Here is a 13,035-nt window from a genome sequence, read left to right as displayed (position 1 = left end):
CCTTCTTCGGATAACCTATTTACAGGTGTAAAGATCGGTTATCCGAGTTAAGAGGATGATTTAAAGCATATTATAGATATGAAAAGCTCCGATAAAAGTTTTTATCGGACACTGATGATGAATTATATAAAAAATATAAATAAGTATCTATACATCCTAGTATTTACAGTAATTACTACAGTTTTTAGTTATGGTCAATCTGTTAATGCAGGAGGAAGTTCAACTACTTGTGGAACATCATATACCTTACAAGGAAGTACAGAAGGGGGAGATACTAAAGGTTTAACTTGGTCAGTAGTTGGTAAACCTAGTGGTGCTACAGACCCTGTGATTAGTAATCCAAGTATTTTAAAACCTAGTGTTACAGGTATGAATAAACCTGGAGTTTATACTTTTAGGTTAACAAAAGTAAATCCCAGTGGTTCAGCTCATTCTGAGGTACAAATTACTTCATCTGGAGATATATCATCATTTAGTGCAGGGAGCAATATTTTAACTATTCCTGCATCTGTAGGAACAGTTAATTTGAATGGTGTAATACCCGAAGGATTTACAGGAGAATGGAGAGCAGTAAATATTTTACAATATGAGAAATATTCAACTACTACAGATATCAATACAAATATTAGTAACAAGAACATTGCTAATCCGACTTTTAGTTTAATTAAAAAATCAGATCATGACGCTGATCCAGCATATAAATTAATTCTAAAAATTACTTCTATATACAATGCTTATTGTGTAAGTGAAAAAGAGATAGTAGTACGTTTTATTCCTAATCCTCATATAATTGTTCCTGAACAAATCTCACAGTGTGGAGAAAGTATTGTTGATGATACTATGTTTTTTGATTTACCTACTAATTCTCCTGCCTTTGCAACAGATAAACCAAATGCAGCTGGTAGTCCTACATCAGGTACTACTATAACTTTAAATACGATTGAAAAACCTGGAACAGGTGTATTTGAGTATAAGTTATTAGACTTGAGAAGAATGTATTTTAGAATGGATAATGTAGGAGTGTATAAATTCACTTTAACTATAAAAAATGCGATTGGAGAGTATACTACCCCTATAATTACTTTTAATAAAACAGGAGTAAAGCCTGGTGAAATTAATTTTGTATTAGCAGATCATCCTGAACAATATATGAATTATGCTGGAGGAGGAACAGGAGGAGAGCTTCTTTGTGGAAAAGTAGGAGATAATAGTCCTATTAACGTGTATTTTTCACTTAATGAAAAAGATGATCCCTTAACAACAATAACGACTACATCTGTTGGAAGTGAGAATACACCAGGTGGAATTGTACCTAATGTACAAATGTTTGAGGCGGGTAAAAAAGTTAGATTTTTTACAGTTACTCCACCTGTGGGAGGTTGGAAAGCAGGGACATACCCAATTAGTATAAATATAAGTAACGGGGGGTGCTATATTTCAATTACTTACTATATTCATGTGTCAGATGGCAATCGTTCAGACTTAAAAGTAGAAGATGTAGTGGTATGTTATCCTGGTACAGGAACCATTAATGCAAATGTTATATTACCTACACCTTTTCAAGAAACCATTAATAAAACTTATTTCCAAGGTTTTTATGGAAACTATGAGTTAGAAGTAGTTTCAATACCTACTGGTTCAGCTGAACCTGAATTTGAAAGTGATATATGGAATGAAAGAACGCTTAAAAGTACTTCTACAGTTATAAGTAATTTAAACAAAGCTGGAGAATATGTCTTTAAGATTAAAGCGATAGGCTATGGAAGTCATGTAGATTGGCTTGTTAGACAAGAGTATGAGTGTTCGGGAGCTTCTAGAGAAACTACTTTTAAAGTTATTGTTTCTGAACAGATAGGGGCAAATGCAGGTAGTAATCAAGAGGATGTTTTTTGTAGAGCAAGAACGGTATTAGTAGGAAATGATCCAGGTGCAGCAGGTCAAGGAAAGTGGACTGTAGAATCTGCTCCTGCAGGCATGGTGCCAACATTCAGTGATGACACTAGTCCTCGAGCTATAGTAGCAGGGATGGATGCAACAGGAAATTATAAGTTTAAATGGACAATAAAGACAGGGGATTGTGAGTCTTCGTCGATAGTAGAAGTGATTACAGATCAAGATAATTGTAAAGCTCCTAAGATTATTACTAATCCAATGGTTCCTACTAAAACTAAAAGAAGATAATTGCTATGAAAAAGAATATTATTTGTTTAGGAACCCTTTTGTTTGTTGTGCCACTTATGGCACAACAGGCAAAACAAGATCAAGTCTTAGTAAATAAAGGGAAGTTATCTATCGCTGAAGGTGGGGTAATGTCCACGCTATACGACTTTAACAATTCTGAATTTGGAGTAGTGGAGAATAACGGTTCTGTTTATTATTACAATAATTTTAATAATGACAATCTTTATTATCACAAAGATAATGCTACCAAATCTAAAGCTGTTTTTACGAAGTATGAACAGCAAAAAGGAAAGCAAACTATCTCAGGAAATAAGCCATCTGATTTCTATAATGTAGTACTAGATAATGCAGAGTCTAATGTAGCCTTTGACTTAAAGAATGAAGCAAACATACATGGTAGCGTCGACTTTAAGGATGGAATTATTAAAGTAGATTCTGTAGTTAATAAAGCGACTAATTTACCTTATGGGGCATTAAGTTTCCACCAAGGAGCAAAAGCGTTAAAACCAACAGATAAAAGTCACGCAGAAGGGTATGTAGAGAAGATAGGTAACGAGGAGTTTCAGTATCCCAAAGGAGATAAAGGACTTTACCGCTATGCTAGAATCACTGCCCCTGAGAATGTAAAAGATGCTTACCAAGGAAAGTATAACTTAGATGATAAGAACTTCTTTAGAGCACGCCCAGCTATATCAGGAGTGATAAATTTACTCGACAAGCGTGAGTACTGGACAATAGATAAAGGAACTGACAACAGCAAAGGTGATATTATGCTAACACTAAGTTGGGATGAACGCACTACGCCAGCAGAGCTTTTAACTAATCCAGAGAAAGAATTACACATCGTACGTTGGGATGCTAAGCAACAACTATGGGTAGATGAAGGAGGAGTAGTTAATCTTGGAGCAAAAGAAATTACAACAGCTACAAGTGTAAAGGGGTATGGATTCTTCACACTAGCGACTATTAAGACGGACTTGCTATTAGAAGGAGATATCGTTATTTACAACCTTGTGACTCCAGATGGAGATGGTAAGAATGACTATTTCATTATTGATAATATCAATAGATTTCCAAATAATACAGTAGAGATTTACAACCGTTGGGGAGTAAAAGTATATGATACGAAGAATTACGACAGTGCCAGTAATGTGTTTAGAGGATATTCAGATGGTCGTGTAACTATAAGTAAAAATGAGAAGTTACCTACAGGAACCTACTTCTATATTGTTAATTATGAGTATAAGGATGCTAAAGGTTCACGCATGATAAAAAAATCAGGGTATCTACATTTAGAAAGCAATAAGTAAGAGAATTTATGAGTATTCAACAAAACATAAAAAAACTTGGAATCAGCCTATTATTAATAGGTTGTTTCCAAACTATGCAAGCTCAACAAGATCCGCAGTATACCCAATATATGTATAATACCAATATGATAAACCCAGCCTATGCAGGTAGTCGTGGAACGTTAAACGTATTTGGTATGTACAGAACCCAGTGGGTAGGACTTGATGGAGCGCCAAAGACTGCTAATGTATCAGTATCAACTCCATTAGGAGAGAGTGGATTAGGACTAGGAGTTAACTTCACGAATGATCGTATCGGCGCGATGGATGAGAATAATATCTCTGTGGATTTATCTTATGCTATTGATTTAAATGCGGATTATAAATTGGCTTTTGGTCTTAAGGGAACAGCTAATCTATTAAGTGTAGATTACACGAAACTTAATATCCACAATCCAACAGATCCAAATTCACAAGAGAATATTAATAACAAGTTTAATCCAAATATAGGAGCTGGATTGTATCTGTATTCTGATAGAGCATATCTAGGTCTATCTGTACCTAACTTTCTAACGACAGATAGATATAAAGACAATGACAGAGAAACAGAGGTAGCAACTATGCGTCAGAAAGCACACTTCTATTTAATGGGGGGATATGTATTTGACCTTAGTGAGAAAGTGTTATTTAAACCAGCGGCTTTAGTGAAGGCAGTAAGTGGAGCGCCTTTGCAAGTTGATTTAACGGCTAACTTCCTATTATATGATAAAGTGACTCTAGGGGCAGCATATCGTTGGGATGCAGCAGTAAGTGCATTAGCAGGATTCCAAGTGAATGAGAATATGTTTATTGGGTATTCTTATGATTTTGATACTACTAATTTAAAACATTACAATTCAGGATCACACGAGATACTACTGAGATTCGAACTCTTTAATCGTCGTAGTACTATTAATGCACCTCGATTCTTCTAAGGATTGAGCTAAAAAAGAGAGGTATGAAAAAACAGTTATTGAAAATAAGCTTATTTGGTATGCTATTACTAGCAGGAGTAAATACTCAGGCACAGAGGGTAGCAGAGAAAAAAGCAGATAAAGAATATCAGACTAAAGCATATATAGATGCTATTAAAATCTATGAGCGCATCGCAGGTAAGGGATATACGAATGCAGATATGCTAAAGAAGCTCGCAGATGCGTATTACTTTAATGGAAAACTAATAGATGCTAATAAGTGGTATCAAGAGTTATTTGAAGGAAGTTATGAGGATAAAGGCAAAGAACCTATCCCATCAGAGTATTACTATCGCTACGCTCAGACGCTAAAATCTGTAGAGAACTATGATAAATCAGATCAGATGATGCAAGAGTTCTCAAGGTTAGAAAGTACAGATTCTCGAGCGCAGTTATTTGGACAAGACAAAGATTATTTGCAAAAGATAGAAGACAAAAAGGATTTGTATGATATACAAGCTTTGGGTATTAACACAGCGTTTTCGGATTATGGAGCGACTATTTTAAACAATAAGCTTGTGTTTACTTCTGCAAGAAATCAAGATGTAAATAAGTCTATACACGAGTGGACTAATGAGAGCTTTACCGCTCTTTATAGCTCAGACATAAATGCTGATGGAACATTCTCAGAACCAGTACAACTTGCTAAAGAGATAAGCTCTAAAGTTAATGATGCAACAGCTGTGTTTACTAATGATGGCAATACGATGTATTTTACGCGTAATAATTCAAGTGAAAAAGGAAAAAGAAGAAACAATAAAGACAAATCATCTTTATTAAAGATATATAAAGCCACTAAAGGAGAGGATGGCATGTGGGGACAAGTATTAGAACTTCCGTTTAACTCGGATTATTTTAATACTGCTCATCCTAGTTTAACGCCTGATAATAAGTGGCTTTATTTTTCATCTGATCGAAAAGGGACTCTTGGACAGTCAGATATCTTTAGAGTAGCTATTTATCCTACAGGAGAGTACGGAAGTGTTGAGAATATTGGAAGTAAAGTTAATACATCAGGACGTGAAACATTTCCATTTATTTCAGAGGATAACTTCTTGTTCTTCGCCTCAGATGGACATCCAGGACTTGGAGGATTAGATATGTTTGTGGCTAAAATTAATGTAGATGGATCTATAGGACAGGTAGCCAATATGGGGACGCCTATAAATAGTCCATTTGATGATTTTAGTGTTTATATAGATAGCAAATCTCATAAGGGGTTTGTAAGTTCAAATAGACCAGGGGCAAGTGGAGGAGATGATATCTATTTCTTTAAAGAAAAACCTTGTAAGCAAGCTCTTGAAGGTATAGTGTATGATAAGAATACAAAAGAGCCACTTGTTAATGCAATGGTGGTAATCTCTGATGCTTTGTATCAAAAATCAGATACGATTATGACTGATGCTAAGGGGTATTATTTATCAGAGTACTTAGACTGTGGAGGGAAGTACCGTATTAAGGCTGAGAAACAGGATTATAATACTGTAGAAGTGGTATTTGTGGTAGAACGCCAACAAGGAATAAAACGAGTTGATATAGGACTTGAAAAAACATTTGAGCCTATTGAGAAGGATGATGACTTGTTTAAGAAGTTAAAACTTAATCCTATCTACTTTGACTTTGACAAATCTAATATACGCCCTGATGCAGCAGCAGAGTTAATTAAAGTGGTAGAGGTATTAAAAGAATATCCTACAATGAAGATAGATGTGCGTTCACATACTGATAGTAGAGGAAATGATGCCTACAACCTTAAGCTTTCAGATCGCAGAGCTAAATCTACAATAGAGTGGATGATTACTCAAGGAATTGAGAGAAATAGATTAACAGGTGATGGTTATGGAGAGACTAGACTATTAAATAAGTGTAGCAACTCAGTACCCTGTACAATTGAGGAACATCAGTTAAATAGACGAAGTGAGTTTATTGTTTTAGAACTATAACAGCAGTCTATTGTAACTATTTTCAATAAACAACAAATCAATTTTTTTTCGACCGATCCGCTGTTGATCTAAAACGACAGTATTAGCCAATGAAAGCCTCCATAACGGAGGCTTTCTTTTTTGATAAGGCTATCAATGAGATCTAGTAACATGGTGATAATTAATTAGTGGAATTTTCCATTATAAGGTAGGTGTGTTTAGTGTACCAAGGTGTTTTAGTTAGGAGGTATTGTATAAATAGTGTTTTTTAAGCTTTTAAGTAAAGAGTGTTATTGTGAAATACAGGTATTTATAGTTTTTTTTGGATCCATAAATAGAAAATACCCCTATTTTTTGACATTTATCACTTATAAATATGATTTATTGAATAAAATGTTTTAGTTTTGTTAATATGTTAGTTGTCTGAACTGTAGATGTTTTACATATGAAGTAAGATGAAATAAGGAATGAACCGTAAAATACACAGAATATGACAACGTAAAACAATTTGTTAAATTTATTGTTTTATTATTACTATGAATAAAAATCTACAACAATATATAACTTTAGATCAATCATACTTCTTCGATATCGATGAAGTATATTGCGGTACAGAAATTATAGTGCAACGTTTAATACACTATGATCTGTACCAAAAACTTCATTCAGAGGAATGTAAAAGCTTTACTCAACAAGAGCTTTGTGAATATTATGAAAAGGCTACCCAGACAGAAGAAGTAATTCTAGCTAAGGGTGGGTATGTAATTGATAATAGTTTTTTTCATGGAGAGTTTTTAGTAGGAGAAAAAGGACTCTTAGATGGAGCATGTCGATTAAAGAGCAAAGGTAACGATAGTTTGTTTGATCTTAACTTTGTCAAAGGAAGGGCTGTAAATGGAACGATTACTGAAGCAGAGGAAGTAGTCTCTAGGTTCTCTTTAGAAGATTCTATTTTTACAGTAGAGGGATTTGAAGAAGGGAAGCTTGTGCGTAAGCAGGTGATTAACTTTGATCTAGATGTAGATGCTAATGCTATCTTTTATACTTATTATGATAATGAGGCGGTAGAAAGCATAGAGGACAACATTAATCTTACACACAAGGTGTATTACCGCAATGGTAATATACAGAAGATACAAGATACATTAAATGAACGCACACAATTCTTTGATAACAATGGAGTGCTAACAGAAGAGTTTTATAGTGAGAAAGGATATAGATGCTCACTTACTTATCAAGATGGCCTGATAACGGATAAAACCTGTATAGGAGAAGAGGATGAGTACTTCTATTACTATAAAGAGGGGAAACTTGACTTCTATGAGGTGTTAGATAAGGCTACAGATATGACTAGTGTGTACAAAAGTAATGGAGAATTAGTACAACAGGATAGCCTATACCAATTAGGTTTTACTTCATAAAATAAGAGGATACGACGTTTACCTGACGTTTTTAGTCCTAATGATAGGAGGGAATGTGTCTAAAATATAAGAAGAAGAGCATTGATAGAGATATTAGTGCTCTTTTTTTGTTTTGTAAAATGCTTGTAATTAATCGCTTGAAATTATTTGTGCTTTTTTTGTAAAAAATATTGCTTAGATAGTGCATGTTTACTGTAAAAGTAGTAATATTGCACTGTTGTCAAGATCTGTTATTTGATAACTCGCTCCCTAGTCAGGCTTCCAATTCTGATTAGGGAGCATTTTTTTTATACCTACTTTTTTTAGGCGTGATAATGGCTCCTTATTATCTGCTGGAGTATTCTTAATTCACCATCTTTAGTTGGTTACTTCTATAAGCGATCATTTTGTAATTATATAATCTGATCAATTCCTATTGGGAAAGAATAGCGTAGTTATTGTTACTTCATATTTCTTTGTTTTTGGATCTTTTTTATTGGTTTAGATTGTATTCTAGAGGTAGTCTTTGCTTTTTCTATATGTGATGGCAGTAATATTGGCATAATAATAGACTGTTTTGCTAGTCTTAATAGCAGTTTTAGTAATTATTTTTTAGAGATTCATTGAGTTTAAACCAAACGTTTATAGGTGTTTATATATTTTGTTCGATTTATATGTGATTTTTTTGCATAAAACATTGCATAGATACTGTAAAAGTAGTAATATTGCACCGTTGTCAAGATCTGTTATTTGATAACTCGCTCCCTAGTCAGGCTTCCAATTCTGATTAGGGAGCATTTTTTTTATACCTATCTTACTGAATTTGCAAAGGGGGTATAAAAAAAGCGAGACAGAACTTAGTTCTGCCTCGCTTTTAAAGTTGTTTTATAATCTAATTTAATTTAATTGGTTTTTGGTGTACCCGTCATTATGTATGATTGGTTCGTATTCTCTTGTGAATACATAATAGCCCATTCAAACATATTAACTAAGAAAAAGGCATTTTCACTATTCACTTTTTCATTGGCATTATTTGCTTTAATATAACCAGGTCTTGTAAGTGGTACTCCTGCACTACTACAGAAAGTAGGAAGAATATTTGTATAGGTACTAACTGTTCCTACTGAACCTTGTAGCCAACCACCGTCACCTACAACCACAAATCCTTTTGTTTTATGTTTTAAAGACCATGCCCAACTTGTATTGTCAGATTTAGTTGCTAATACAGTATATTTATCTGCAGGGAATTGAGACCAATAGAATCCATTAGTAGCATCATTACCTAGATATTTGTTTCTAATGTCTCCAAAAGATCCATTCAAGATGATATCATCTGTGTTAGGGATTAGGTTAGACTGTGTATAAACTGTTGACCCTTGTGTGATACCTGTAGCAGTCGAACTGTTAACAGCGCTACCTATACGGTCGATTAAGTGACTGACATCTGCTAAGTTTGCTTCTTGGCTAAGAATTAGGACTCCTTTTTTGTCATTGACAAATTCAGTTAATACATCCTCATGAGCCCTACTAACACCACTAATACTGATCCATACAATATCAATTTTTTGAGTATTAATGGTGTTTCTTAAATAGTTTGCATCACCTAGTCCACTAGCAATCATATTAAACTTTTCTATTTTAACTACTGAGTTATCAGTGTTTCCGAAGTTGCCTGTGTTACGCATTAAGACACCTCCTGGTTTACCATTACCACTCATAATAGAATAATCATTAACACCAGGAATAACCAGTACATTCATTGTTCTATAAACGAATGTTATAGGGAAAGTACAAGTGGTATTTCCTGTAGCAGAATTGGAGTTAGATGTTATCTTAAAATTCTGTCCTCCTCCAGAGATTGGGGTACCACTAGCTTTTAGAATAACTGTTTGTTCTCCAGTTGTTGTGAATGTTCCTTTTGCCTCAAATGATATTCCGTTAACTTCATTAGTTTTTATTTCATAATCACCTTTGTATTGAACGTTCACTCTTACTTGTACGTAATTAGAAGCATCCATTGCTATCTTAGGAGCATACTTACCATTAACAGTAATATTATTACAAATAAAGGTATATGCTACATCTTGTGCAACTACGTTTACATTTACATTACAAGTCGCCTGAGCTCCTTTAGTAGCTGTAATAGTAAACTTATATTCACCAACAACATTAGGAGTCATTGAGGTTGATTTAAGTACTACATTCTGGATGTTATTTGCAGCTGTATTGAATTCTAATACTACTTCACCTGAAGTAAATTGCATACCGTTTACAATATCTGTAGAAATAGTAGTTTTACCTGGAGCAAGTACTTTAACGGGAACGACAATATAATTTGTGTCATTTAGAGCAACTCCTTCTCTATAAGTTCCTGTAAGAGTAATATCTGCACAGTTCATAGTTAAAGAAACATCCTTAACAATGACTTCTATTCCTGGACAGTTAGTATTGCCACTTGCTGAGTTTGATGTTAACACGAGTTGTATTGCCCCAGCTTGAATAGGAGTACCTTTACCTGTTAGTTCTATTGTTTGAGTTCCTGTAGTAGTAAAAGATCCACTACCTGAATATGATATTCCATTAACAGTATTTGTTCTGATATTCCAGTTTCCTGTGTTTTTAACATCTAGTTCGATAGATAATTTGTTCTTATCAGATAATAACACACCAATGAATAAATCTCCCTCTAAAGTGACAGATGCACAGTTTAGTTCATAAGCTACATCTGCTTTCTCAACGAAAGTATATGGTTTACAGCTGCTATTATGACCATTAAGAGTGACTGTCATCGGGTCTCCTTGTTCACCAGTATTATACCCTATAATCGGAGATCCGACTCCTTGAAGAATTAGGTCATAATTACCAGTACTTGGGAAAATCCCAGCACTGTGATAGTAGTATCCATTATCTGTTTTGACTAATATATCATACGTTCCTGCTTGAGATACCGTCACGGGAATTAATAATTTATTAGATGAATCTAATGCAGTACCTTGTTTAAGTTTTTCTGTCTTTATAGAATTACATTGCAAATCAGTAATTGCCACTACTGCAGGAGGAGGTGTACCACAAAGACTTAACCAAGTCGCTTGAAGTCCAGTCCAATAGTTAATACATCCTGTTGTGGTATTAAATATAAGAAGACCATCAGGTAATTGATTTTGTGGTATAGCGTCACGTTGTGCAGTTGACATTCTCGGAGCTAAGAATCCTTTATTAGCAGATTCAAGTTCCAAAATTACTGAACTTTCAGGAACCTCAGGTGTACCTATCATTGAGTTGTCTTTAATTTTGGTCATTGGACGCTGTCCATAACTCAACAGTGTTATAAAAACTAAACACACTACTGTTAGGAGATGTTTACTTATTTTATATATCAAATTCATATCTCTATTTTTTTAATTCTATTACTGTTGTTTCTAATTCTTCTATTTTTTGTAATAGAAGTAATAATGTTTCATTTCTGTTATCAGAATCTTTTTTGACTTGATCTAGTTCTTGTTGTACAAGGGTTAGCTCTCTGTTTTGTTGTTCCAGTTCGGCTATCTTATTCGCTTGTTCTATTACGTGTAGATATAACTCTTCTGTTTTTTCTAATAATTGAATTGATAATTCAGACACATTAAAACTATAACCAGATTCTACTTTACTTAATTCTGAAATGGGAGTAATACCAGGTAAGTGTCTATTTGTTTTGATATAAGATTCTACTGAAGCTAAATCCTTAAATGTATAGTCATACTTTAAAGCTGATTCTCCTGTGAAATATTTCTCAAATACGTAATCGGCATAGTAACTGTTAGTAGCAGTAATACTACCATTAACTCTTAGTTTTTCATTGATAGCTCCAGATGGTTTGTCATAACCGATACCAACCCAGCCATTAACGTACATATCTTGATTGCTATTAGTAGCACCAGACTGTGTTCCTGATTGTAACCAAGGCTCTTGAACGATAGGGGCTAAGTCAATTTCTTTACTACCTCCTTCAGCGTTGTATATAAGCTTCTTGGCATCTTGATCAATAGTTATATCAGTTTTTGTTTCAAACTGTTTCACTAATTGATCTAGAGGGATGATAGTTTTTGTATTAGTTTCATCAGTATAGATTAATTGTCCAGTCTGTAAATTATAGTCTAGTTCTGTGATTGTCTCAGAACCTTGAATTAACTCAGAGATTAAAATCTCATTGTTTCGCTGGTCTGTAGAGTCTTCACCATGGTATTTTAAAGAGTGTACATAGTACTCAACATCTCCACTAGGTGTTTGTTCAACTTTTTTGTCTTTGATGTGTTCTAACCAAGTTTTTGTTTCTTTATCCTGGATCTCATTTGTTAAGTTAACTTTTAATCCTGCTTTGTTTTTGATAATGATATCATCTCCTTCTTTCGTCAAAGCTACATCTCCAGCAGTTTTATTGATAATATCAGTTATGATAGTTAATACATTTGGATCTTTAGTAATCTCTTCGAATGTGTCAATTACATCTTGTGTTACCGTTATTTGTATACCTGCAGTACCTTTAATAATAGCGTCTTCATTAAAGTACTCATACAGACCAGGTTTGATTTTATCAAGCTTAGTAATCGTTTCTTCAATAGAAATACTAGAGATATAGTTTTTTAAGTAATCTTCAAAAACAGTACTGTTCTTTAAAACTTCAGTTAAGTCAACAGAATTCTCTATTTTATCCTCATCTGTATAAACTAACAAAGCTTTGTCGTCTTTATTAGATGGTTTTAAAGAAGTTAATGTTTCTGCTTCCGATACGATAGTTTCCCATTCTATTTTTACAGGTCTACCAGCTTTATCATAGTAGAAGAACTCATTCTTGTCTATATCGTATCCTACGTTTCCGTATTTACCTTGAAGCTTATTGATGATGTTATTTATAAACTCTTCTTTATTCGTAAGCTGAGTAATAAACTCATCGTTCTGAGTAAGGTTCGATATAAAGGTAGAGTTATTAGCAATATCAGCTACCGCTAAGTATACCTTACCATCCTTAGAGTCTGTAACGATTAAGCTTTCTACACCTGTATCGTCTTTACCAATGGTAAAGCTGAAGTTGGTTGTATCAAGATCAGACCAATTTATCGTTACTGGTTTATCATCTGCATCATAGTAGAAGAATTCTTTCTTAACTATATCGTATCCTACGTTTCCGTATTTACCTTGAAGCTTATTGATGATGTTATTTATAAACTCTTCTTTATTCGTAAGCTGAGTA

The 13,035-nt window shown here is 34.0% G+C and carries 7 protein-coding genes; 5 read left to right on the top strand and 2 right to left on the bottom strand.

Annotation, left to right across the window (positions count from 1 at the left end; all coding sequences use genetic code 11):
- Positions 1–114: 114 nt before the first annotated feature.
- From CF599_RS18660 to CF599_RS18640, 5 genes are all read left to right on the top strand, one after another.
- The gene (locus CF599_RS18660) at positions 115–2,181 is read left to right on the top strand and encodes a hypothetical protein (RefSeq protein ID WP_254050366.1); all 2,067 of its coding nucleotides are present in this window, start codon (positions 115–117) and stop codon (positions 2,179–2,181) included.
- A gap of 5 nt (positions 2,182–2,186) precedes the next feature.
- Complete coding sequence (locus CF599_RS18655) at positions 2,187–3,491, top strand: gliding motility-associated C-terminal domain-containing protein (RefSeq protein ID WP_121967440.1); 1,305 nt, start codon at positions 2,187–2,189, stop codon at positions 3,489–3,491.
- Positions 3,492–3,499: 8 nt separating this feature from the next.
- Positions 3,500–4,444, top strand: a complete 945-nt coding sequence (locus CF599_RS18650) for a type IX secretion system membrane protein PorP/SprF (RefSeq protein WP_121967439.1) — start codon at positions 3,500–3,502, stop codon at positions 4,442–4,444.
- Between the two features lie 23 nt (positions 4,445–4,467).
- The gene (locus CF599_RS18645) at positions 4,468–6,426 is read left to right on the top strand and encodes an OmpA family protein (RefSeq protein ID WP_121967438.1); all 1,959 of its coding nucleotides are present in this window, start codon (positions 4,468–4,470) and stop codon (positions 6,424–6,426) included.
- 515 nt (positions 6,427–6,941) lie between these two features.
- Positions 6,942–7,826 (top strand): hypothetical protein, encoded by an 885-nt coding sequence (locus tag CF599_RS18640; protein ID WP_121967437.1) that lies wholly within the window; start codon positions 6,942–6,944, stop codon positions 7,824–7,826.
- A gap of 881 nt (positions 7,827–8,707) precedes the next feature.
- Here CF599_RS18640 and CF599_RS18635 read toward each other — a convergent pair.
- Positions 8,708–11,191 (bottom strand): hypothetical protein, encoded by a 2,484-nt coding sequence (locus tag CF599_RS18635; RefSeq protein ID WP_143824837.1) that lies wholly within the window; start codon positions 11,189–11,191, stop codon positions 8,708–8,710.
- A gap of 4 nt (positions 11,192–11,195) precedes the next feature.
- Positions 11,196–13,035: hypothetical protein (locus CF599_RS19595; protein WP_121967435.1), on the bottom strand; the 1,840-nt coding region annotated here is incomplete at its 5' end.

Origin of the sequence: Myroides sp. N17-2 (genome assembly GCF_002286775.1) — a bacterium.
In the GTDB taxonomy this organism is placed as follows: Bacteria; Bacteroidota; Bacteroidia; order Flavobacteriales; family Flavobacteriaceae; genus Flavobacterium.
The sequence above is the reverse complement of the archived record's forward strand: the minus strand, read 5'-3'. Positions and strand labels throughout refer to the sequence as shown.